Below are 24,179 nucleotides of genomic sequence, written 5' to 3' on the forward strand. Positions count from 1 at the left end.
TAAAATCTTGGGTTTATGAATAGTTGCGAGCTCCAAAGATACTACTTCCAATGCGGACCATGGTGCTGCCCTCTTCGATTGCGATTTGATAATCCCCGCTCATACCCATGGAAAGTATGGAAATGTCAGGAAGTTTTTGCTTTAGGTTTTCAAAAATAGATTTTAAATGGGCAAATTCCTTTCTGACCTGTTTTTCATTTTGCGTAAACGTGGCCATGCCCATCAACCCGGCTATTTTTATATTTTCCATGGCTTTGAAATCCTCCGATTGGAGCATAGTCCCCAAGTCCGAATTGTCCAGCCCAAATTTGGTGTCTTCTTCGGCAATGTGCATCTGAAGCAGACATGGAATAATTCTATTGTGTTTTTTGCCCTGCTTGTCGATTTCTTTCAACAGTCGTAAACTGTCCACGCCATGAATCAAAGTGACAAACTCGGCCATGTATTTTACCTTGTTGCGTTGCACGTGACCAATCATGTGCCATTCAATATCCTTAGGTAGGTCCGCCCATTTTTTAACCATTTCCTGCACCTTGTTCTCCCCAAAAACTTTATGCCCAGCTTGGTAGGCTTCCAAAATGGCCTCATTGGGTTTGGTTTTGGACACTGCGACTAGGGTCACATGGTCGGGCAGTTTGTTCTTGAATTTTAAAATATTATCCGTTATCGACATGTTGCAACAATATTAGCGATCATTATAGCTCATAAATGGTCAGTCCACTTCGTAATTTGGGTTCAATATAAGTGCTTTTGGGAGGCATCACCAGCCCGGCATCGGCAATACTTTTTATTTCTTCCATGGTTATGGGCACCAAACTGAAACCTACTGCGAACTGACCTTTGTCCACACTGTCTTTCATCTTAATGAGATTATGTTTTCCAAAGCCATAGAAGATTCGTTTATCGTTTCGAAGGTCGTGTATGCCCAAAATAGGTTCCAATATGGTCTTATACAGTATTTGTGTGTCCAATTGACTTAGGGCATCGGTGAATTGATACTTGGTCTTTCTTAAATAAAGCGAATAGAACTCTCCATCCAGGTACATGCTAAAGTGATGTTTTTTGGTAGGTTTATAGAGTCCATCCTCTTTTTTTTCTATTCGGAAAGAGGCATCTAATTTTATCAGAAATTCTTCTTTGGAAAGTCCATTGAGGTCACGGACCATACGATTGAATTCGTAGATTTTGATGTGGGACTCGGGGATAAGACAGGCCATAAAATAGTTGTAGGGCTCATTGCCCGTATGCTTGGCATCTTCGGTTTCCATTTTTTGGGCCAGAAGATTGGAGGAAGCACTGCGATGATGGCCATCGGCTATGTACAAGGCATCCATACCCTCAAATATGGACTTTAGCTCTGAAATGACCTCCTTACTTGAAATTCTCCAGAGTCGGTGGTTTACTTTGTCCGTTGATGTAAAATCATAAACAGGTTTGTGTTTTGTCTCCTGTTGGAACAAATGCGAAATAGAAGAATCATCAGCATAGGTCATCAGCACAGGTTCCGCATTAAAACCTACCGTGTACAGATAATCGGCAAACAATTGTTCTCTTCTGTGGATAGTGTCCTCATGTTTTTTGATGACATCTTTGCGGTAGTCCTCTACACTGCAGGCACAAAAAAAGCCCAAGCTCTTAAAATCCCCTTTTGCAATTTGGTACAGATAAAAACTGGCTTCACCATCCTTTACGAACACATGCTCTTCCAAAAATTCAAGATATCGGTTGCGAACCAATGCGAAGCGTTCTTTTCCGGTGATGTTCTTGTGAAATTTAAAACCAGGATTGATAATATGAAGAAACGAGAACGGATTGTACTTTAAAATTGACTTTAATTCGTTTTTCGAATATTCCTCATACGATTTTGAAGCCACAAAAGCAACCTTGTCCTGCGCAGGACGAATGGCCTTAAAGGGTTTTATCCTGGCCATGATGTTTACTTAAATTGTGCTGATACATGTTCTGCCTTTCGAGACCCCGAGTAGTCGTAAAAACCTTCTCCGGACTTAACGCCCAGTTTTCCGGCCATAACCATATTCACCAATAGGGGGCAGGGCGCATATTTTGAATTTTTAAATCCATCATACATGACCTTGAGTATGGAAAGGCAAACGTCCAAGCCAATAAAATCCGCCAATTGAAGCGGTCCCATGGGATGGGCCATGCCCAATTTCATTACCGTGTCTATTTCATGTACTCCAGCTACGCCGTTGTAAAGGGTTTCTATGGCCTCGTTGATCATGGGCATCAAAATGCGATTGGCCACAAAGCCTGGGTAATCGTTCACCTCGGTGGGTGTTTTTCCCAGTTGCAGCGACAATTGCATAACGGTTTCTGTAACCTCATCTGAAGTGCTATAACCCCTTATGATTTCGACCAGCTTCATAATTGGCACAGGGTTCATAAAGTGCATTCCAATGACTTTCTCCGGTCTTTGGGTAACGGCGGCTATCTCGGTAATGGAAATGGATGAAGTGTTGGTAGCCAAGATAGCGGCTGCCTTGCAGTGCGTATCCAAATCGTTAAAAATCTTCAGTTTGAGGTTGAGATTTTCCGTGGCGGCCTCCACGACCAAATCCACTTGCGCAACACCATCTTTTAAACTGGTAAATAAGGCAATCCGTTTCAAGGTCGATGTTTTGTCTTTTTCCGTTATTCGTTCTTTGGCCAACATGCGGTCCAGGTTTGTAGCAATGGTGGCCAATCCTTTATCCAAGGACGATTGGGCAATATCAATGAGATGTACCTGAAACCCAGTTTGGGCAAAAACATGGGCTATTCCGTTTCCCATGGTACCGGCACCAATTACTGCGACTGTTTTCATTCTAATACTCTTTTGTGATTAATTTGGTCGTTCTCGACTGCGCTCGAACCGATAAAAAATTAGTTTTCAAAGGATTCAATAATTTGAAGGGCAACCCGAAGTGCCTGTGTACCTTGTTCTAAGGTAACAACAGGTGTGGTATCATTTTCAATGGCATCAGCAAAGGTCTCCAACTCGTCCAAAATGGCATTGTTCACTTCAATTTCTGGATTTTCAAAATAGATTTGTTTTTTTATACCTTCCGCATTTTGAAGAATCATATCAAAATCCCCTGGATTTTTTGGGGCGTCCTTCATTTTGACCACTTCAACTTTCTTTTCCAAAAAGTCCACGGAAATGTATGCATCTCGTTGGAAAAATCGGGATTTACGCATATTTTTTAGTGAAATGCGGCTAGAAGTGAGGTTGGCAACACAGCCATTTTCAAATTCGATGCGGGCATTGGCAATGTCAGGGGAGCTACTAATCACCGATACACCGCTTGCATTGATTTGTTTTACATCAGAAGGCACCACACTCAAAATGGCATCTATATCATGAATCATAAGGTCTAAAACCACGGGCACGTCCGTACCTCTCGGATTGAATTCTGCCAGTCTATGCGTTTCGATGAACATCGGATTGTCAATCTTGTTTTTAACTGCCAAAAATGCGGGATTAAAACGCTCTACATGACCCACTTGTCCTTTAACATGATGTTTTTTAACCAATTCCAAAAGCGCTAATGCTTCTTCATAGGTATTGGTTATTGGTTTCTCGATAAAAATGTGTTTCCCCTTTTCAATAGCCTTTTTGGCACAATCAAAATGGGAAAGGGTCGGGGTGACAATATCCACAACATCAACGGCTTCAATGAGGTTATTGATGTTTTCAAAATAGGAATAACCGAATTCGGCCGCCACTTTTTTAGAATTAATTTCATCCGGGTCATGAAAGCCTACAAGTTCATATTTATCGGATTGATTCAAAAGCCTGAGGTGTATTTTCCCTAAATGTCCCGCACCCAGGACACCAACTTTAAGCATATTGTGTGTTTTTTTCAAAAATACGGATATGGCGGCACTCTTCCATAAAAATAAAGGGTAACCTAAAACAAAGTTGCTAGGAACTTTTTAAATTCGTGGACCAGACCAAAATTCATGAAGGACACGTTGAAGCATAAGGGCATGCGGAATAAGTTGGCAAAGTTGCTGGCGAAAAAGGGCATTAAGGATGAAAAAGTACTTGATGCCATTAAAACTGTGCCACGGCATTTGTTTCTGGACAGTAGTTTTGAGGACCATGCTTATCAAGACAAGGCATTTCCCATTGATGCCGACCAAACCATTTCACAGCCCTACACAGTGGCTTTCCAAACGGAATTGCTTCAGGTAAAGCCCAATGATTCGATTTTGGAAATTGGCACTGGAAGTGGATATCAAACGGCTATTTTACTTCATATGGGGGCCAAGGTGTTTACCATTGAACGTCAACAGGAGCTCTTTAAAAAAACCAGCCGTTTCTTCAAGAAAATGAACTATCGTCCCAAGAAATTTGTGTTTGGCGATGGATATAAAGGAATGCCCGAACATGCGCCATTTGATGGTATTATTGTAACTGCAGGCGCGCCCCAAGTACCCAAAGCATTGATGTCTCAACTTAAGATAGGAGGCAGGTTGGTAATTCCCGTGGGTGTTAACAATCAGATTATGACCATGTACCTCCGTAAGTCGGAGAAAGAGTTTGAAAAGCAAGAATTGGGACACTTTCGTTTTGTTCCGCTGCTTGAAGACAAGAATTAGTTGTTGAAATCTTTTTTGATTCTAGACAGATTACGCTTGCTTTCCCGGTCCTTAATGGTCTCCCTTTTGTCGTAGAGCTTTTTACCTCTGGCAAGACCAATGTTTATCTTGGCCAAACCTCTATCATTTATGAATAGGTTAAGTGGGATGATGGTCAAACCACTGGTGGTGACTTCCTTTTGTAATTTTTTCAACTCCCCTCTGTTGAGCAACAACTTGCGCTCTGCTTTGGGCTTGTGATTGTAATGACCACCATGACTGTATTCGTCAATTTGCATGTTGATTACAAACAGTTCACCCTTGTCATTGAATTCACAGAAACTTTGTGAAAGGGAAGCTTTGCCTAGACGAATGGATTTTATTTCGGTACCGCCCAGTACAATGCCTGCGGTGTATGTATCCAGTATTTCGTAATCGAAACGGGCCCTTTTGTTCTTTATATTGATTTTTTTCTGCATCAGGGGCAAAAATAGGAACTCTTCCGAAAGAAAATTGTAATGTTGAACTACATTTTACGATTATGCATATAAACCCGAACCAATGAAAAGATATCTTGTTCCTCTTTTGATACTATTCTTTTTGAACTGTAAAGATGCCCCAAGAGAGGGTTTGACCGCTCAACAAATTGTGGATGAGTCTATAAAAGATAGTGGCGGAGCACGATATCAGAACCATAATACTTCATTTGTTTTCCGAAACAGAACCTATGAATCTGAGATTGTTGATGGCCAGAAAATATTGAAGAGGATATCTCATTTGGATTCGGTGACCATTACGGACATTAAGTCAGATAAAGTGTTTCAACGCTTTATAAATGACTCCCTGGTTTCCTTGCCCGATTCCATAGCCAACAGATACTCGAACTCAGTGAATTCAGTGCACTATTTTGCTCGATTGCCCTATGGACTGAATGACCCTGCTGTGAACAAAGCACTTTTGGGAAAGGTGTCGATAAAAGGTCAAGAGTACTATAAGGTCAAAGTCATTTTTGATCAAGAGGGCGGGGGCGATGATTTTGATGACACATACATTTATTGGTTCAATATCAATACCTTTAAACCCGATTACCTTGCCTACGATTTTCATGTGAATGGGGGCGGGCAGCGTTTCAGGGAAGCGTACAATGAGCGCTATGTGAATGGGATTCGCTTTGTGGATTATAACAATTATAAACCTAAATCCAAGAACACGGATATTCTGTCCATAGGAGAGCTTTTTGAAAAAGGGGAGTTGGAACTCCTATCCAAAATTGAGCTAAAAGCGATTAAAGTAACAGAGAATTAGTCCATTTTAAGTCGAATGTCGGTAGGAATGCCGTCGATGATCCGGACGATAAAAAGGCTGCTATTGTCATTGTCATCCATGGACTTATATTTTTCTTGCCCAATCACTTTGTTTACAAATTCCGGGGTGGTATTGCTATGGCCCACTACGAGTACATTTAGTCCTTCGTTATTGGTTTTGAAATCCTCAATATCCAACACACTGGGATCGTAATATTGAACGTCAATATTTTTTTTGATTGATGTAGGGGCAGCGGTCATGGAAGTACGCTCGTAGTTGGTGGAATAAATGGCATTTAGGTCGATGGGGTCAAAAACCTCGGCCCAGCGTATGGCCCTGTCCAAACCATCCTGATTTAACTCAGGATCGGCATTTTCGGGATCAGTACGGTCTTTTTCAGCATGACGGATAAAATAAAATGTGGAAATAACAGGTTCAGTCTTTGGGTCATTTTTGCATCCATTGCTCAAAGTAAAAATTAGGAGCAAGACAACTAAAATTTTGGTCATTCGCATACTAAATGGTGTTTATCCCAAAATGATTTTGTATTTATAGAGACTAAAAGTAAGGTTTAATTTTTATTTTCCCACATGCGTAAGATATTGCTTTGCTACCTGATGGCATGGACTGTCATTTCTGTGTCAGGACAGGAGCTTTCGTTGCCTACAGATTTCAGGCAGCATACGCTTACACATTTCAATGCCAACCTGCTTAATGCAACATACGCATTCGACTGGAATGCGCCTAATTCCATTTCCTTATGGACACGATGGCAATGGCAGACCGTAGATGGAGACCCCACAACAATTTTTGCCAATTATACACATCAAATAAATCCAAAATCAGCATTTGCACTGGGTTTTGTACAGCATAATACAGGGACCTTTTTGGACGTAGGGGCCAACCTTGGGTACGTTTATGTTTTTCATTTTGATTCAGACATTCAACTGATGGCCGGCTTAAACCTGTTTGCCTTTCAAGAAAAATTGGCCGACGACCGGTTTGTGCCCGACCCGCAGGTTGAACTTCCGGAGCTTGATGCTACCAATAGTTTTGTTTTGCAGTTTTCCCCATCGGTGCGCTTACAAGTGAATAGATTTGGATTGGGGCTGGCTTTTGAAAATGCCGTTGGCCTTGATGTTTCTGAAGATGGCGGCACTAATTCTGGCAACTTCAAAATTATAACCGGAACCTTGAGCAACGATTTTCCCGTATCCTTGTTTTCAAATGGCGACAACAGTTTTGTTAGACCTGTGGTTTACATGAAATCCATACCGGATGGAGACACACAATTTGGGATAAATGGTTTGTTGTCCACTTCCAAATTTTGGCTTCAGGGAGGCTATAATAATTTCTATGGGGTATCAGGAGGCATCGGGGTTACCTTTGCCAAAAGTTTTTCAATCGGGGGATTGATGGAATTTGGAACCGACACTGCTCTTAATAATGAAGACCCAACTATTGAGTTGCTCGCTTCGTATTCTTTTGGAAAACCAGACAGTAGAAAGAAAGTGGTCGGTTTTGATGTGGAAAAAGATGATGCGCTTGCAGCAGAACGCATGCGATTGGAAGGAGAACAAAGGAAGCAACAAGAACTCACAGCTGAAAAAGAGGCAGAACAAGAGGAGGCCGAACGACAGTTTTTGTTGAAAAAACAACAACATGAAAGAGACTCCATAGCTCGACTACAACGTGAGACCGAAAAAGTTGAGCAACAGAGAATGCTGGACAGCATTGCAGCATTACAAAAAGTCAAGGTGGAAGTTAAGCCCAACGAGCGTTATCAAGAGGTAAAAAGTGAAGATGGACTTATCCCAGGGTTTTATTTGATTACCAACGTGTTTGGGACTAAAAAGTACTACGAAAACTTCATGCAGACCTTACGAAAAAGGGGCTTGGAGCCCAAATCCTTTTACCGAAGTGCCAACAAATATAATTATGTGTACTTGGAACGCTATAACACCATAAATGAGGCTCGAAAGGCACGGGACAGTAAGTTCTTTGGAAAGTACACCGGAGAAATTTGGATTTTTAGGGTCCGGGGAGATTAAAAATCCCGTTTGATTTCATTTCGTACCAAATGCTCCAAATAGGCAATAGTATTGATGAGGTATTTTCGATCCCGTGTCATGGTGGACATGGCAATAGCACCTTGAATCATTGTAAACAATTGCTTTGCAAACTGCAACGGAGGTACAGGTAGCTGTATTTCACGCTGATTGGCGCCATCCTCAAGGACCAAAGCTATTTTCCCTTCAAGTTCCTTAATTGTTTCCCTGACGGCAGCAGTCAAAAGCTTATTGTTGGCCTGGGCATCCACCCCCACATTTAATATGGGACACCCGCCCATGGGAAGGGTAAACACATCGTACTGTCGATAAAACCGCATCAAGGAATCCAGTTTATCCATGGCACTGCCCTCAACTCCCAATTTTTCATCAATTGCGGAAAGTAAGTGATTGCGGTTATATTCAAAGGCAGATAAAGCTAAGGCTTCTTTGTTCTCAAAATTACCATAGATGGCACCTTTGGTAAGCCCTGTGGCCTCCGTAAGATCGCTCATACTGGTGCCCACATATCCAAACTTGTTGAAAATAGGCGCTACAGTCTCAATAATGTAAGCGGTGGTGCGTTCTGCTTTTTTGGTCATGGTTTAGGTGGTTGGCCTAGCGGTAACTAATATAAAAAAAAATGGATACTGTACGGTATTAAAATCAATAATCACCTAAGATTTAACAATGTGCTCATTCAATGCAGTTTTTTTTCATCCCTGTATAATTTTACATGAATAGGCTCAAGGTCAAAACTCCTATAAGACCCATAATACCCACAAGGGTTTCCATGACTGTCCAGGTGGATAAAGTTTCTTTGACAGATAAATTAAAGTACTCCTTGAACATCCAAAAACCAGTATCGTTTACATGGGAGAGCATCAAACTTCCTGATCCAATGGCCAAGACCATAAGCTCTGCACTTACATTCAGGTCTGTTGCCATGGGAAGTACAATTCCTGCGGCAGTCAGCCCCGCTACCGTAGCAGACCCTACACTTACCCTGATTGCCGTCGCAATAAACCAGGCCAAGAACAACGGCGATATGCTCGAGCCTTCTAGGCTGGCGGCTATATAATCACTTACTTTACTGTCTATTAGCACCTCTTTTAAAGCGCCTGCTCCTGCAATGATCAATAGAATCATGGTAATACTGGACACCGAGGTTGTCAATGAATCCATAAGGGTTCCCATTTTCTTTCCTTTTGCCAAACCAAGGGTATAGATTGCCAATAGCACGGAAAGTAACAAGGCGATGACGGGATTCCCTATAAACATGAGGATGTTTTTTAATGTGCCTGCTACGATAAATTGGTCAGCTGCGATACCAATTCCAATAAAAATGATGGGCGAGAGGGCAGTCAAAATACTTGTCCAGATAGACGGTAGTTGTTCTGGAGGGATGATATTTGGATTATAAAACTCTTTTAATGGTTTGGCCTCAATATTTTTAATGGTTCGGGCAAATAGGGGTCCGGCCACGATAATGGCTGGTATGGCAATCACGACACCGTAAAGCAAAGTCTTCCCTATATCCGCATTGAACATAGCGGCAATGGCGGTGGGTGCAGGGTGGGGAGGGAGATAACCATGGGTCACTGATAGCGATGTCAGCATAGGCAACCCCACGTACAATAGGGGCAGTTTGGTAGAAATTGCTACGCTAAAAACTAGCGGAATTAAAATGACGAAGCCTACAGAATAAAACATGGGAATACCTACGATGAATCCTGTGATGACCATGGCCCATTGCACATGTTTTACCCCAAATTTATCGACTAAACGTGTAGTAATCTGTTGGGCAGCACCACTGTCCGCCACCAATTTTCCCAACATGGCTCCCAAACCAAGTATCAGCACTAAAAAGCCTAACGTGTTCCCGATACCTCTTTGGATAGATTGTACCAGTTGGTCCAAAGGCATACCCTGGAAGATGCCCACAAAAAGACAGACAATGATAAATGATAAAAAGGCGTTTAGTTTTAATTTGGCTATCAGTAGGAAGAGCAGTAGAATACCTACAATGGCAATGATCAATGGCATAATGGCTGGTATGTATCGGACTAAAATACATATTTAACCCAGAATCATGGGAAACCAATTACAATGAATCATGTTTCCCCAATCAAAAAACCCTCTTCTATTAAAAGAAAAGGGCTTATCAGTGAGTGATGTTCAATTAATTAACCAGTTCATTTTGATTTCGGAACACCAATTCGTCATCAAATGAATCCAAAAGTACAATACTATCCGATTTTATGCTTCCAGCCAATAGTTCTTTGGACAACTTATTGAGCACTTCTTTTTGAATGAGCCTTTTCACAGGTCTGGCGCCAAATTGGGGATCATATCCTTTTTCAGCCAAATAAGCAATGGCTTCCTCAGTCGCATCCAAAGTAATATGCTGTTTGGACACCATCTTTTTAAGCAGTTCCAATTGTAACCTGACGATATCCTTGATGTTGGATTTGCTCAGCGGAGTAAACATGATGATATCATCAATGCGGTTTAAGAACTCCGGACGAATAGTTTTGCGTAGCAATCCCATTACTTCGATTCTTGCTGCTTCTGCTGCACTGTCCACATCAATGGCATCCTCAAACTTTTCTTGGATAATTTGACTACCCATATTACTGGTCATAATGATGATGGAGTTCTTAAAATCGGCAACACGTCCTTTGTTGTCTGTCAATCTTCCTTCATCCAACACTTGAAGCAAGATGTTGAACGTATCGGGATGGGCCTTCTCTATCTCGTCCAACAACACTACGGAGTATGGTCTTCTTCGCACAGCTTCTGTCAATTGACCTCCTTCGTCATAGCCCACGTAACCGGGAGGTGCGCCTACCAAACGGCTCACAGAGTGCCTTTCTTGGTATTCGCTCATGTCAATACGTGTTATGGCGTTTTCATCATCAAAAAGGTAAGCGGCCAATGTTTTGGCCAGTTCCGTTTTACCAACTCCGGTATTTCCCAAGAAGAGGAAAGAACCTATTGGTTTTTTGCTGTCCTGGAGACCTGCACGGCTCCTTCTAATGGCATCCGACACAGCAACAATGGCTTCTTCTTGTCCCACGACCCTTTGATGCAATACATCTTCTAGCTTTAGCAATTTTTCACGTTCGCTTTGCATCATTTTGGTCACAGGGATACCGGTCCATTTGGCCACCACCTCGGCAATATCTTCGTTGGTCACCTCTTCTTTGATGAGAGTACCCGCAATTTGCTGTTGTGCAAGATCATCCTGCAATTTTTCCAGTTTTTCTTGTGCTTCTTTGATTTTTCCATAGCGCAGCTCGGCTACTTTTCCGTAATCGCCGTTTCGTTCTGCACGCTCCGCTTCGAGCTTGAAATTCTCTATATCCTGCTTTGTTTTTTGAATTTCATCCACAACGGTTTTTTCACTTTCCCATTGGGCAAAGATTTCATTGCGCTCTTCTTTCAAATTGGCCAGTTCAAGGTTTAAACTTTGCAGCTTTTCCTTGTCGTTTTCCCTTTTTATGGCTTCGATTTCGATTTCCAATTGCATGATCTTGCGATCTAGCACATCCAGTTCTTCCGGTTTGGAGTTGATTTCCATTCGTATTTTGGATGCGGCTTCATCCATAAGGTCAATGGCCTTATCCGGCAAAAACCGATTGGTGATATAGCGCTGCGAAAGCTCTACGGCGGCAATTACCGCTTCATCTTTTATCCTCACTTTATGATGGGCCTCGTACTTTTCCTTGATTCCCCGAAGAATAGAGATGGCACTTTCCGTATCAGGTTCATCGACCACCACTTTTTGAAATCTACGCTCCAAGGCTTTGTCCTTTTCAAAATATTTTTGGTACTCATCCAAAGTAGTTGCTCCAATAGCTCTAAGCTCACCACGGGCCAATGCGGGTTTTAGAATATTGGCGGCATCCATGGCACCTTGCCCACCTCCTGCACCTACCAGTGTATGTATTTCATCAATGAAGAGCACAATATTGCCATCCGAAGAGGTCACTTCCTTAATTACCGCCTTTAGGCGTTCCTCAAACTCTCCTTTATATTTGGCACCTGCAATCAAGGCTCCCATGTCGAGCGAATAGACGGTCTTGTCCTTGAGATTCTCAGGTACATCCCCCTGTACAATTCTATGGGCCAATCCTTCGGCGATGGCCGTTTTTCCCACTCCAGGTTCGCCCACCAACATGGGGTTGTTTTTTGTTCTACGGGATAGGATTTGTAATACCCTTCTTATCTCTTCATCTCTGCCGATTACTGGGTCCAATTTACCGCTGTCGGCCAACTGATTCAGGTTCTTGGCATATTTATCCAGTGAATTATAGGTTTCCTCTGCACTTTGAGAGGTTACCTTTCCACCTTTTCTCAGTTCCTTTATGGCAGCGTTCAGGTCTTTTTCGGTTACGCCTTGGTCTTTTAGGATTTGCGCAATCTTACTTTTGGATTTAAATAACGCAAGCAATAAGTGTTCCACCGAAACATACTCATCCCCTTGTTTTTTGGCAATTATGCTGGCTTCGTTCAAAGTTTTGCCCCCTTCCCTTGAAAGCATGATGTCTCCCCCAGATACTTTGGAAAAGCTTTCAAGCTCCTTATCCAAAATTTGGTTGACCATAACATTGTTAACATTCAGTTTTTTGAGAATGAATGGCAACACGTTCTCATCCACCTCGGCAATGGCCTTATATAGGTGTTCGTTCTCTATCTGTTGGTGGCCATATTCTTGGGTCAATTGTTGCGCCCTTTGAACGACCTCCTGTGATTTTATGGTAAAGTTGTTAAAGTTCATATCTAATCTTTTTACCATTATTGGTCAACAATCCTACCAGAGCTAAGCTCCGGTCAAAATGTCACCAAATCATTGAAAAACAAGGACATTTCGTCAGGTTGTAAGTTTGTTGTTCTTTAACGACATAGGTCTTAAATTTAACCCATGGGATTTTTTGACAATTTATTTGGAAGTAAAAGTGAAGAAGAAACATCTAACGGTGGCGTGCCATGGGTTTCGTTAATTTCCTCTTCGCAACTTGATGATTTAGTGGAGCAATCAAAAAGCAAGGCGCAAGTAGTATTTAAACATTCCACTACGTGTGGAATCAGTGGTATGGTGTTGCGGATGTTTTCTTCTTCTTACGCTGCTGAAGAAAATGCCGATTTTCACCTGTTGGATTTGCATGCCCATAGGGATATTTCCAATGCCATAACATCTCGGTTTGGTGTTATGCATCAATCACCCCAACTTTTGATTATAAAAGAAGGCAAGGTTGTTTTTCATACTTCCCATGGGGCCATTGCAGATATAAACCTTCAAGACTATCTATAAAAAAGCCCCGACAGCTGTCGGGGCTTTTTTATTTAATTAGTTAAATTGGTGTTGACTCACAATGCTCTTGAGTCGGGCCTTCAGGTCTTCTCCGGCATCATATACCATTTGCTCATTACTGGGAAAAGGCACCGCCCTTAAATCCAGCAAAGCAATTAAATCAGTATCCAAGGCTCTTCGGTCTCCTTGATAGTTGGCATATATATGCTCAAAGACAAACTCGCTGGATAGGGGATAGGAGTTGATTTCCTGTCCGCTCCTAAGGTCCGTAAAACGTACCTTGGCTCCAATCTGGGCACTTTTAAATTGAGTGAACCTATAAAAATTACACTGTACCGTTCTAAATCGGTCCACTTGAATTCGATTTCCAAGACTATCCTTTACGGCGTTTCCTTCCTCATCCAATAGGTACTCATAGCCATCCTTAATTTGTTTTTCCTTGATGATTTGGGTCTCGTTCACCTGCTCGGGCGATATATTGATTTCCATAAAATCGAGGTTCATGGCATAGTCATACTTCACATCGGATAGCGGATTGGTATGATATTGCATCCAAAAATTATCTATGCCATATGCGTTGAAATCCAAAAGCTCACTTTCAAGCCGTTCGGGAATGATTTGCTGAGTGGCGTTTCCTATTTCCACCTTTACATATTCCAAACCTCTTTGATAGGCTTCATTCATTTTCCCCACAACATCTTTATATCCTGGATTAATGTCCTGAAGATATTTCAAATCGTCGTAAGCAGCTCTATAATCGGCTTTCTGTCTTGCAGAAGTCAAAAGCATGGAAGCGTTATCGTACAAATATTCCGATAGGTCTTCTTTAACGGCAAGAATGTCTCTGTCATAATTCTTAAAAGAAAATCGCGCTTCCCGGCCTTCATCATAAATTGGCAATGGCAAAAGGGGCCTGATACGTTGTTGTATACCCCTTAGCTGTTGATACTTTTTAAATATCCTCTCTAAATTGGCAGGATTTCCATCTTGTTGTAAAAAGGAAATCTGCTGTAGCTCACGGTCGGTGAACTTGGCAAAGGCCTCTTCCAATAGCAATACATAATCTTGATGGCCTTTCTTGGTCTTATTGTCTGCCAAGTTCTTGATGGCCTTGTTCATTGCAGTCATATAGTTACCGCTATTCAGGGCTTCCTGTGTTTTCTTGACACCGCTACATGCGGCAAGAACAATCAATGTGGTTAAGAGTAGTATTCTTTTCATGGTTTCAGATTTTATTGGTTACATGTTGGTTTTTTCAATTGCTGTGCCAAAAACCATCATTGTAGTAACGAAAAAGGATGAACGGTAGTATATCATCGGTGTAAAACCCAAAAACTGGAAAGTCTTTGATTTTTGATGCATTGTTAATTGTTGTTTGATAAAAACTTAGGGTACCGCGTTTTTTTTGGTTTCAAATCAACATCGTATTTGTAATTTTAGCCTTTCTTAATTTTAGATAAATGCAAAGAGATCATCAGGTTTTTGACCTTATAGCAAAGGAAAAGGAGAGACAGATTGAAGGGATAGAACTTATCGCCTCTGAAAACTTTACCAGTCCCCAGGTAATGGAGGCCGCTGGATCTGTACTGACCAACAAATATGCTGAGGGCTATCCAGGGAAACGCTACTACGGCGGTTGCGAAGTTGTAGATGAAGTGGAACAGCTTGCCATTGATAGGGCCAAGGCTCTTTTTGGGGCGGAGTATGCCAATGTACAACCACATTCCGGGTCGCAAGCCAATGCGGCAGTCTACCATGCATGTTTGCAGCCTGGTGACACTATTTTAGGTTTTGATTTATCACATGGAGGGCATTTAACGCATGGCTCTCCTGTTAATTTTTCGGGAAAACTATATCGTCCTGTTTTTTATGGAGTAGATGAAGGGACCGGGACATTGAATTATGACAAAATCCAAGAAATTGCGGATAAGGAAAAACCCAAATTGATCATTGCAGGAGCGTCGGCCTATTCACGGGATATGGATTTTAAACGTTTTAGGGAAATTGCTGATAGCGTGGACGCCATTTTGCTGGGCGATATTTCCCATCCTGCAGGGTTGATAGCTAAGGGAATTCTCAACGATCCCATTCCACATTGCCATGTTGTTACCACAACCACCCATAAAACCTTAAGGGGCCCTCGTGGCGGGTTGATTTTAATGGGAAAAAATTTCGACAATCCTTTTGGTATTACTTTGAAGAGTGGAAAATTGAGAAAGATGTCCGGGCTTTTGGATTTGGCGGTATTTCCGGGCAATCAAGGAGGTCCGTTGGAGCATATTATTGCCGCAAAAGCAATTGCTTTTGGGGAAGCACTTTCTGATGATTTTTTGCATTATATGTTACAAGTGAAGAAAAATGCAGAGGCTATGGCCAAAGCCTTCATGAAAAAGGATTACAAAGTAATTTCAGGCGGTACGGACAACCACATGATGTTGATTGACCTAAGAAACAAGAATATTACCGGAAAAGATGCTGAAAAAGCGCTGGAAAAGGCTGCCATCACGGCGAACAAGAATATGGTGCCTTTTGATGACCAATCCCCTTTCATCACATCGGGAATCCGATTTGGCACCCCGGCCATCACTACCCGAGGTCTAAAAGAAGAACACATGGAAACCATTGTGGAGTTTATTGATCAGGTAATCATGAAACCGGATAATGAGGAGGTAATTGCTCAAATAAAACAAAAGGTCAATGACTTGATGAAGTCACGACCTTTGTTCAATGGGTAATTGTAGGATATTTACTTGTAGCTTATTCCAATAAAAAAAGATCTTCGTTACAAAATTGCTTGTTTTCCAAGTCGTATACCATAACCCGGTGTTTTATGCCCTCTTCAAAATACAACCCCCAATAGCTAAAATAATTGTTTTGTTCTTTTTCCAGACCTGGTATGTCTGGGAGGGTATCCTCAAAGACGGGAACAAAAATTTCATAGGGCATTTCGGTCAGTCCTTTGGTAAAATAGACGAAGTGTTCGCTTACCTTGGTAATTATCTGCTCCAACTGCTCAGGGATGCTTTGGTCATACAGTTGAGTAATGATGATGGATGTGTCCAAAAAATTCAAGGAAATTTCCGAAAGCTCCAATGTATTGTCGTTACACTGGTTCAACCTATTAAAGGTCTCCAAAAAGGATAGTACCGGTTTGCTACCATTATCAGCACTATTAAAACCACCCCAACTTCCACTATTAAAATGGTGAAGACCTACCGTTAGGCCAAAATTGCAACATATATCAAGAATTAGTTCAGTTTTTTTACTTTCCTGTGAGTGCTTAAAGAGGAGTTTGGTTTCCGAAAAAAAATCTCTGTCAACCGAATTCATGAATTCCACTAGACCTTTGGTAATTCCTTTATCAGGGTTGATTTCGTTAAAAAAATAGGGATCGGTATTGTTTGGTATCGACATTGAATCACTTTCAATATTAGCTATACTAAAATTAAAGTGAATCTTTTTTTTGGGATTACAGCAAATCCTTAAAAATTCTATGGATTTTATACATTTTGTAGGTTTTTTTGGTCAAAAGCAGTAAAAAAGACACATAAAGCCAAAAAACGTCAGATTAGCCGTTTTTTTTATTTAAATAAAACCTTTGTTTTTAGCGGCCAAAATTAGAGCGAGGTCGTTTTCATTTTCCGTTCCAAACAGCGTTTTTAAATGACGCTTCCTGTTCTCGATGGAAGAGGGGGACAACCGGATAAATTTTTCCAAATCTTTCGTTTTGGTGCCTTTCGATAGGTGAAAGAGTATTTTTCGGTCTTTTTCATCGAGTTCTATATCATTGGCCATTTTTTTTCTGATGGCCCCTAAAGCTTTTGAAGAATAGTAGGGTGGGTCAAGCACAATGGTTTTAACGGCATCTTCCAAACTCTTGGGATCAATATCGGTTTTTACCAGATAGCCATCTGGGTCTACAGTTTTTAAGATGCTATTGATCCTGAAGTTATCACTGAAGGAGGACATGTAGACTATCTTGGTCTCTGGAACCAGCTTTCGTGCCAAAATGCCCAAATCCTCACCTGTGTAGGGTTGGTCTTCGTTGGGAGCGAACAGTTGTACATCCAAAAAAAGAATATCGTACTTGAAGGAGTCAACAGAATCTTCAATTATTTTTTTCGCAGACTCAAAAGTAGTGGCGGTGTCCACAATAATGTTATATCCATCAAATTCCACATCTTCCAAAATGAACTTATAGCCCAATATGGTTATTTCGTGGTCGTCCACAGCCAATATGCGCAGAGTTTTGGTCGCTTCCTCGGTGTGTTCTGGATTAGACATTGAGTGCTTGTTTTGTTTTTTTAGTCTCTTTTGAATCTTTCAATAGGGTTGGACTGCTGGGAATTTGAACCCAAATGGCAGTTCCCTTACCTTTTGTACTGTCTACCTTCAAGGTACCCTTTAGTTTTTTTACCCTCGATGCGACATTTCTGAGGCCAATCCCTTTTTTTGCCTTGTTCGTATCAAAGCCAATGCCGTTGTCGGCAATACTCAATTCCAACATGTCATCGTCAACTTTCATTGCAATATCCACTTGGGTGCATTGCGCGTGTTTTACACAATTTTGTAACGTTTCTTGAACAATACGATAGATATTGATTTTGGTGTCACCAGAAAGGCTGTCCCAATCTACCTTGGAACTGTATGTGAAATTACACAAGATTCCAGAGGATTTGCCAATGTCATCTATCAAATCTTCTAACGATACAATAAAATTATAAAATTTTTGATAGGAGGCATTACTGAGCTCATGGGAAATGGTCCTGATTTCCTCTTCCACCTCCCGTAATTTTTCTATGAAATCGGCTCGTTTTTCCACGGCACCGGGGTCGCCTTTTCCATTGAGGCCGCTTAGAATAAGCCGAATACCCAACATTTGGCCCAAAATGCCGTCATGTAGTTCTTCCGAAATACGCTTTTGCTCCAATTGTTTACCCTCCTTGAGTTTGCCCTGTTGCGAAAGCATCAGGTTGTAGATTTCCTGATTGCTCTCTTGTTGCTTTTGTTTGAATTTGAGCCTGTTGTTGTGTACCCGCTGGGTAACGATGATTATGGTTGCCACACCCATAAAAATCAAGGCCAATGCCGCTGCTATCCATATTTGCCGCTGACGGGTGAGAAACTTGTTTTCCTCAATTACCTCGTCAGTCTCCAAACGGATCCGGGCAAACTTGTCCCTTTTGGCGCGCTCCTCTGCCTTTATGGTCTCGTTCAGGTTGTAGTAGGCATTGGAATAGGCCACAGCGTTTTCACTGTCCCATTGGGTAAGCAGTCGAAGCACCTCCAACAAGCGATCATTATTGCTGGTCTCTTGCGCAATATTTCGCGACTCTTGGGCATATTGAATGGCTAGGGCGGTATCACCTTGGGACATTTTCAGTTCGGCATAGTACTGCTTTGCCCGGGCTTTGCTATATAAGTCGCCAACACTATCGTGAATTTTGATGGCGGTTTCTAAATATTCATTAACATTATCCACGTTTTCACCTTCCTTAAAAATAGAGTAGGCGTAGCCTGCAAGCGCTAAAGAATACAATTCTGGAGCAGTTTTTCTCAGTTTGTCATCCGTTATAAGTTTTTGCAATGCCTTTTTTCCATCAGAATATTCTTCCATATTTAAAAACTCATCTGCAATGTTGTTTTGATTTTGCCAGACGAACCTAGTTTTGTTTGTCGATTCTAGAAACCTAATTTGGGATTTAGCTTTTTCAAAATACTCTAAAGCTTTCGTGTTGTTATCCATACCGCTAGCAATAATACCCAAAACGTTGTAGCAGTTATAAATTCTGAGCTGGTCATCCAAATCATCAAAAATCTTTAAGGCTTTGGTCATACTAATTTCTGCGCCCAAATAATCCTTATAAGAATTCTGAATGTTTCCCATACTATATAGCATGCGACCTTGCAGTGAACGAGAGGTGGAATCCATGGGCATTTTGTCAAAGCTTCGATAAGCACTTCTAAAGTGAAAATAAGCACTGTCCAACACCCCATAATCACGAAAAAAGGAAGCCAAATCCCAATGGGACTCTCCCAAGGTCTTGTAAAGCTGAGCCCTTTGTGACAAATCTTGAACTTTCCTATTCATGCTTCTAAAAGCTGAGGAATCTTCTATCTTTTTATACGCTAAGGATATTCGAGAAAGGTGGTCTAGCCGTGTAGTGTCATTGTCTATTTGATTGGCCAAGTTTTCCGCCTGTTGCAAAAAGGATTTACGTTCTTCCATAAACAGTTCTGTACTGTCCTTAGAAATGGAAATCCAACTCTCAATTTTTTTGGATAGCGGATTTTCTTCCTGTACTTGTTGCTTTCCATTATGCCCGCATGCAGTAAATAGTAAAATGAATAGTATGAAGAAGCTGTTTTTCAATAGAATGTACTAAAAATCAAATGTTGGTTACCATCTTTTACTACAAGGTACTAAAAAAGCCCCAAACCCTTCCGGGATATGGGGCTATAAATCTAGAATACATTTGCTATAATTTGCGATCCTCATCCATAGTATACGGCAACTGAGGCACCACTTCTTTTACAGTTTGGGGTCTAATAGGTTCCCTGAGTTGTTTTTGTTGTAGTTTAGCTATTTTGAACCACAAGTTTGTGACCATTTCATTGTCATTCATGGCATATTGTATCGAAAACATTCCCAAAAACCAAATATTGATTACAAGAACAATCCATATTCGGACTAATTTTGCCCAATACATGGAACTAGCTATTGTCTATCATCATCATTTGCTTCTTTTCCGTCAGTAGCCTCCTGATCTAAACTTGCAAAAAGGCTTTCGGCTTCCTGAACATCGGTTTCGGCTTCACAAGAGAACATTCCTAAGGTAAAAAGGGCCACGGCTGCAATAGTTAAAACTTTTTTCATAGTCTACGTTTTAAAGTTAAAAATTGGTTTATGCAGCCAAAATAACACTCAATAAAACGTATGTAGCGGAGTGCACTGGGGTTTTAGTATTTACCCAGCTTCTGTTAGAATTTTACGGAAATCTGAAAGAATTTGTCTAATTCAATGCCTTAATTGCTGTTTTGGACAGCATTTCCTTTAAGGCATCTATTTTGTCCCGATAGGTTTTGGTAAAGGGAATTTCCTCCTGCCGTTCATTACGCAAAGTGCAGATGGACTTACCATAATTAATGCGCGAAACATAGGTGCTGTTCAAAATATAGCTTTGGTGAATGCGAATGAAGCTTTTAGGCAGCGTATCCTCAAAAGATTTCAATGTTTTGAAAGCACTTACCACACGGCCATCCTTCATAAAAAAATCTGTGGTGTTGTTATCCGACTTCAAATACAATATTTCCCGCGTGTCCAAGTATCTGTAGTCCTTATATGATTTAAGACAGATGGTGGAAGGCAGTATTTGTTTTGGATGTCTTTTGCGAAGCCGCATTATGGATTTTCGAATATCGAATTCGTTGTGTGGAAGGATCCAATAATCAAAGAACCCACTTTTGATGGCGTTGTAGGCATATTTTTTGGTTTTGGAGAACCCTATCATAATGGGCAGTGTTTGAATGTATTCGTTTAACTCCGTGACCATTTGAAAGTAGGACATACCCTGTTCGCCCAAATTTACCAAAACCACATCTGGAGTATGCTTAAGTATGGTGTTAAGACCATCAGATGGATTCTGGGCCATGCCCGCACATGTAAAATCATCATATTCTTCCAAATATAGTTGTATTTGCAGTTTGGAAGAAGCATCAGAATCTATTATCACGTAGGTATAATCCATGGGTAATGTGCTGGGTGCAAGTTACTAACAGCTAATAAAAAACGATTGCAGTTTTTCCTTAAAAAAACTATGGATTATCCTCAAAATCAGGAAGTTTTCTTACGGAGCCTTTATTTTTTTCCTAAAATCCTAATTCTCAGCAACGAACTCATAAGCACCAATATCCGGATTTTGGCTTCGATTATTTCCCAAGATATCCATCGGAACGGGATTGGCAATATTAGGTTCCGCCGCATCAATTGCCGCAGAGCCAGGTCCAATTTGAAATTGGTTTTGAAATGGCTGAAGAAAGTTCGGAGGTTGATTCAAAAGAATATTCAGGTAACGGGCGGCATCGTCAAAATCGAATAAGGGGTCCGATGCGAACTGATTGTCAGCATCCTCCAACTGAATCAGGCAGTTTTGGAAACGAAAATTGAAATCTGCACTCGAATCTTGTGTTAGTGCCAGCTCTTTTGTGGAGCTTCCGCCCACAATGCAATTAATGAAATCGGCGTTAACAAGATCAGCTGATTCGAGGCCCTTGGAATTGGATAGTTGTAAGGCAGGACCAGCTCTAAAGCCATTGCTCCAATAGTTGGCCACAGTACAGTGCGTAAACTGATGATTTCCACCCAAATCAAGAGTCAAGGAGGTGTTTCCCGCACTGCCCAACACTGTATTTTCGGCAATAATAAATGCAGAAGTGGCCCAAAAATTACTGTTTAAACTATTGTATATCTGTGAGTTGCGAATTGTGAGTGTAGGTGTATCCCACGGATTTGTCCCTTGCACCCGAAGACCTGTGGTTCCATTTTTTAAAGTGAGATGATTAATTTGATTGTCCACACTTCCCTCTTGTATCCAAACAGTTCCCCACTGACCGGGTTCGTTTGCATAGGTGGTCTCCAACCGATCGCCCTCAAAGATGACCTCGTTTTCCAAAAGTTCTTGGTCCAGGCTCAAGGCACCGTTGATTTGTAGGTTGGCTCCCGCATTTACCACAATACCGGAATTATTGTGAAAATGAACCCGAGTTCCAGGTTCCATGGTCAACGTAGTGCTCTCTGCAACAGCGGCATATCCATAAATCACATAAGGTTTCTCATTGGTAAAAGCTAGTTGATTGGGCTCCAGAACAAATCCTTGGACCTTAATTTCGTTGCCTGCCTCGTCCAATCCCAAAACAAGTGTCTGTTTGCTGCCGTTGGAAAGGGTGGAAGGGAATAGGAATATGGCATCCTTTACCAAAGTGACCAATGCAATCTTTTGAGTAGAATTTTCACTTCCAAAAAGCAGATCTTCCGTATACAAGAATTCATTTTCAAAAGTTTCAGAAATGTCAAATGTGGTTTCTATAAAAACAAAAAGACTGTCCCTGGCCAACAAGGGAATGTCTTCAAACTCTTTTCCTGCTATACCGTCCACATTGAGTCGGTAGCTGCTTTTCTGTCCATTTTCCAGACCTACGAAGGGAATCAGGATGTCTTCGTCAGAAGTATTGTAGACTTTTAAGGTATACGTGCTACTGCCAATATTGGTGAATACGGTATCCAGAAACACGGTATCCTTGGAAAAACGAAGATTTCCTGAACTGGGGACATAATTAAAATCTTCCCGGCAAGAACTCAGCAGAAATACCGAAATGAGGGTCAATGCTACTGCCAATCCCAAAGAAAATGAATGTTTCGCCATTATTGGAATAATTCTTTAACGGATTCCGGTACCCGCTTCGGTCTGAAACTTTGGCCATTTAAAAGACACCATTCCGTACTAGCGCTAACTAAAAGTTGCCCTGTTTTATTGTTCTTTATTTCCACAATTCGAGTGGAGATGGGGCCCTTATTTTCTTTGATATAGGTTTCAAGTGCAACGGAATCTCCCAGAACGGCTGATTGGTGGTATGTGATGTTGTGGTTTTTTACAACCCAAATCATTTTTTGGCGTATTTCGGGAGAGGTGACCTTAAACCAGTGACTTTTAGAAATATCTTGAATCCATTGCACGTATCGCACATTGTTTACGTGTTTCAGTTCATCCAAATCATCTTGGGTAACTTCACGGACTTCCGAATAGCGACGCATTATTCCTTCTTCATAATTTGAACTTCGAACAATTTGTCCCAGTTTTTACCAGTTACAAAAAAAGTGCCTCGGTCCTTGTGGTATGCAACACCGTTTAATACCGAATTGGTTTCGTCCCATTCCGGTCCTTTTTTCACTTTTCCCTTTAAACCACCGAAGTTGATTACTCCTTCTATAGCTCCTGAACCAGCATCAATGATCATCATGCTTTCCCTTTGATACACATTGGCGTAAATTTTTCCATCCACATATTCCAGTTCGTTGGCCTTATTAAATATGGATTTGTTTGTGACCGTTTCAATATAACCCTGTTCATTGAGCGTGTTGGGATTTAAAAACCAGATTTTTTCCGTTCCATCGCTTTTGAAGATTTTTTCTCCATTATTGCAAAGTCCCCAACCTTCACGGCTTTTACCGTAGGTAAAGTTTCTTAATTTTTCGAGATTGGTAGGGTTGTAGACATACCCGAACCCACTTTGCCAGGTAAGCTGGTACAATTTATCGTTTATTATTGTAATCCCTTCACCGAACACGGTATTGTCCAGATCAACTTTTTGTAATACTTTGCCAGTTTTATAATCAACTTTCCTCAACGTAGAGGCTCCCTTTTTTCCTGTACTTTCATATAAGGTGTCTCTGTAGAACTCCAGACCTTGTGTGTATGCTTTCGGGTCATGGGGATAGGTATTGATTATTTCATAGGTGTAAACTTCAGGTGGTGTGGAAGACAAAAGTCTTATCTTTTTCTCAATCTCAACAGACTGTTCCCCGTAGGTGATTTTGGCAATCAACGTTTTATTTCCCAAAGTCTGTGAAATCAGTTTTATTTTCCCATTTTCCAAGGGTAATTCTTGTCCATCAATCAAATATTGGACATGGTCAAGGGCAATACCCTTTTTGTTCTTTATCGCCACTCCAATTTCCTGATTTTGTTGGAGCTTGTTTTTGTTCTCAAGCTGAATGGAAAACAGTTTGGATGGGTCGGTATCACCTCCGCAACCAAGGAAAAAAAGAAGAAAACCGAATATGGAAAGCAGTTTGACCATTTTTTTGGTACTAAAGTTCATGAATGTTGTCTCAGGTCATCGAAATTAAGAATGAAATAGGATTGCAG

At 41.2% G+C, this 24,179-nt stretch carries 23 protein-coding genes; 5 read left to right on the forward strand and 18 right to left on the reverse strand.

Annotated elements, in window-relative coordinates; all coding sequences use genetic code 11:
* Positions 1-13 precede the first annotated feature (13 nt).
* From GTQ34_RS02225 to GTQ34_RS02240, 4 genes are read right to left on the reverse strand one after another with little or no spacing between them, the layout of a single operon-like run.
* The gene (locus GTQ34_RS02225; protein WP_166522128.1) at positions 14-673 is read right to left on the reverse strand and encodes a YggS family pyridoxal phosphate-dependent enzyme; all 660 of its coding nucleotides are present in this window, start codon (positions 671-673) and stop codon (positions 14-16) included.
* 22 nt (positions 674-695) lie between these two features.
* The gene (locus GTQ34_RS02230; RefSeq protein WP_166522129.1) at positions 696-1,931 is read right to left on the reverse strand and encodes a DUF1015 domain-containing protein; all 1,236 of its coding nucleotides are present in this window, start codon (positions 1,929-1,931) and stop codon (positions 696-698) included.
* Between the two features lie 5 nt (positions 1,932-1,936).
* A complete protein-coding gene (locus GTQ34_RS02235) occupies positions 1,937-2,824 on the reverse strand; it encodes a 3-hydroxybutyryl-CoA dehydrogenase (RefSeq protein WP_166522130.1) in 888 nt (295 codons plus the stop codon).
* Positions 2,825-2,883: 59 nt separating this feature from the next.
* Complete coding sequence (locus tag GTQ34_RS02240) at positions 2,884-3,849, reverse strand: Gfo/Idh/MocA family protein (protein WP_166522131.1); 966 nt, start codon at positions 3,847-3,849, stop codon at positions 2,884-2,886.
* 114 nt (positions 3,850-3,963) lie between these two features.
* On the opposite strand from GTQ34_RS02240, the gene GTQ34_RS02245 reads away from it, so the two are divergent.
* Complete coding sequence (locus tag GTQ34_RS02245) at positions 3,964-4,605, forward strand: protein-L-isoaspartate(D-aspartate) O-methyltransferase (protein ID WP_166522132.1); 642 nt, start codon at positions 3,964-3,966, stop codon at positions 4,603-4,605.
* Here GTQ34_RS02245 and smpB read toward each other — a convergent pair.
* Positions 4,602-5,063, reverse strand: coding sequence for an SsrA-binding protein SmpB (gene smpB / locus GTQ34_RS02250; protein ID WP_166522133.1), 462 nt, complete (start codon positions 5,061-5,063; stop codon positions 4,602-4,604). The genes GTQ34_RS02245 and smpB overlap by 4 nt on opposite strands.
* Positions 5,064-5,145: 82 nt before the next feature.
* Between smpB and GTQ34_RS02255 the strand changes: the two genes are divergently transcribed.
* Positions 5,146-5,889 (forward strand): DUF6503 family protein, encoded by a 744-nt coding sequence (locus GTQ34_RS02255; RefSeq protein WP_166522134.1) that lies wholly within the window; start codon positions 5,146-5,148, stop codon positions 5,887-5,889.
* Here GTQ34_RS02255 and GTQ34_RS02260 read toward each other — a convergent pair.
* Complete coding sequence (locus GTQ34_RS02260) at positions 5,886-6,398, reverse strand: histidine phosphatase family protein (protein ID WP_313790399.1); 513 nt, start codon at positions 6,396-6,398, stop codon at positions 5,886-5,888. The two genes, GTQ34_RS02255 and GTQ34_RS02260, sit on opposite strands and share 4 nt — an antisense overlap.
* Before the next feature lie 81 nt (positions 6,399-6,479).
* Between GTQ34_RS02260 and GTQ34_RS02265 the strand changes: the two genes are divergently transcribed.
* Positions 6,480-7,940, forward strand: a complete 1,461-nt coding sequence (locus tag GTQ34_RS02265; protein WP_166522136.1) for a PorP/SprF family type IX secretion system membrane protein — start codon at positions 6,480-6,482, stop codon at positions 7,938-7,940.
* On the opposite strand, the gene GTQ34_RS02270 is transcribed toward GTQ34_RS02265, so the two are convergent.
* The 3 genes from GTQ34_RS02270 to clpB all read right to left on the reverse strand — a co-directional run bounded on the left by GTQ34_RS02270 (position 7,937) and on the right by clpB (position 12,720).
* Positions 7,937-8,539: a TetR/AcrR family transcriptional regulator gene (locus tag GTQ34_RS02270; RefSeq protein ID WP_166522137.1), complete on the reverse strand. Its 603-nt coding sequence runs from the start codon at positions 8,537-8,539 to the stop codon at positions 7,937-7,939. The two genes, GTQ34_RS02265 and GTQ34_RS02270, sit on opposite strands and share 4 nt — an antisense overlap.
* 130 nt (positions 8,540-8,669) lie before the next feature.
* Positions 8,670-9,983, reverse strand: a complete 1,314-nt coding sequence (locus tag GTQ34_RS02275) for a gluconate:H+ symporter (protein WP_166522138.1) — start codon at positions 9,981-9,983, stop codon at positions 8,670-8,672.
* A 136-nt stretch (positions 9,984-10,119) separates the two neighbouring features.
* Positions 10,120-12,720 carry an ATP-dependent chaperone ClpB gene (gene clpB, locus GTQ34_RS02280; protein WP_166522139.1) on the reverse strand — a complete coding sequence of 867 codons (2,601 nt, stop codon included), beginning with the start codon at positions 12,718-12,720 and terminating at the stop codon, positions 10,120-10,122.
* A gap of 144 nt (positions 12,721-12,864) precedes the next feature.
* Here clpB and ytxJ point away from each other — a divergent pair, with 144 nt between their 5' ends.
* Entirely contained in the window at positions 12,865-13,254 is a 390-nt protein-coding gene (gene ytxJ / locus GTQ34_RS02285) for a bacillithiol system redox-active protein YtxJ (RefSeq protein WP_166522140.1), read from the forward strand.
* A gap of 36 nt (positions 13,255-13,290) precedes the next feature.
* Here the strand turns inward: ytxJ and GTQ34_RS02290 are convergent, their stop codons facing one another.
* Positions 13,291-14,475: a hypothetical protein gene (locus GTQ34_RS02290; RefSeq protein ID WP_166522141.1), complete on the reverse strand. Its 1,185-nt coding sequence runs from the start codon at positions 14,473-14,475 to the stop codon at positions 13,291-13,293.
* A gap of 239 nt (positions 14,476-14,714) precedes the next feature.
* On the opposite strand from GTQ34_RS02290, the gene glyA reads away from it, so the two are divergent.
* The gene (glyA, locus tag GTQ34_RS02295; RefSeq protein ID WP_166522142.1) at positions 14,715-15,989 is read left to right on the forward strand and encodes a serine hydroxymethyltransferase; all 1,275 of its coding nucleotides are present in this window, start codon (positions 14,715-14,717) and stop codon (positions 15,987-15,989) included.
* Between the two features lie 22 nt (positions 15,990-16,011).
* Here the strand turns inward: glyA and GTQ34_RS02300 are convergent, their stop codons facing one another.
* From GTQ34_RS02300 to GTQ34_RS02335, 8 genes are all read right to left on the reverse strand, one after another.
* Positions 16,012-16,668 (reverse strand): hypothetical protein, encoded by a 657-nt coding sequence (locus tag GTQ34_RS02300; RefSeq protein ID WP_166522143.1) that lies wholly within the window; start codon positions 16,666-16,668, stop codon positions 16,012-16,014.
* Between the two features lie 171 nt (positions 16,669-16,839).
* Entirely contained in the window at positions 16,840-17,538 is a 699-nt protein-coding gene (locus tag GTQ34_RS02305) for a helix-turn-helix domain-containing protein (protein WP_166522144.1), read from the reverse strand.
* On the reverse strand, positions 17,531-19,627 hold the full coding sequence (locus tag GTQ34_RS02310; protein WP_166522145.1) for a tetratricopeptide repeat-containing sensor histidine kinase: 2,097 nt from the start codon (positions 19,625-19,627) through the stop codon (positions 17,531-17,533). Before GTQ34_RS02310 ends, GTQ34_RS02305 begins: the two co-directional genes overlap by 8 nt.
* 345 nt (positions 19,628-19,972) lie before the next feature.
* A complete protein-coding gene (locus tag GTQ34_RS02315; RefSeq protein ID WP_166522146.1) occupies positions 19,973-20,131 on the reverse strand; it encodes a hypothetical protein in 159 nt (52 codons plus the stop codon).
* Between the two features lie 136 nt (positions 20,132-20,267).
* The gene (locus GTQ34_RS02320; protein WP_166522147.1) at positions 20,268-21,002 is read right to left on the reverse strand and encodes a LytR/AlgR family response regulator transcription factor; all 735 of its coding nucleotides are present in this window, start codon (positions 21,000-21,002) and stop codon (positions 20,268-20,270) included.
* A 129-nt stretch (positions 21,003-21,131) separates the two neighbouring features.
* Positions 21,132-22,676, reverse strand: a complete 1,545-nt coding sequence (locus GTQ34_RS02325) for a choice-of-anchor Q domain-containing protein (protein ID WP_166522148.1) — start codon at positions 22,674-22,676, stop codon at positions 21,132-21,134.
* Entirely contained in the window at positions 22,676-23,065 is a 390-nt protein-coding gene (locus GTQ34_RS02330; protein ID WP_166522149.1) for an acyl-CoA thioesterase, read from the reverse strand. Before GTQ34_RS02330 ends, GTQ34_RS02325 begins: the two co-directional genes overlap by 1 nt.
* Complete coding sequence (locus GTQ34_RS02335) at positions 23,065-24,111, reverse strand: glutaminyl-peptide cyclotransferase (RefSeq protein ID WP_166522150.1); 1,047 nt, start codon at positions 24,109-24,111, stop codon at positions 23,065-23,067. The genes GTQ34_RS02330 and GTQ34_RS02335 overlap by 1 nt, the downstream gene beginning before the upstream one ends.
* Between the last annotated feature and the right edge of the window lie 68 nt (positions 24,112-24,179).

Origin of the sequence: Flagellimonas ochracea, assembly GCF_009903685.1 — a bacterium.
GTDB classification, from domain to species: Bacteria; Bacteroidota; Bacteroidia; order Flavobacteriales; family Flavobacteriaceae; genus Flagellimonas; species Flagellimonas ochracea.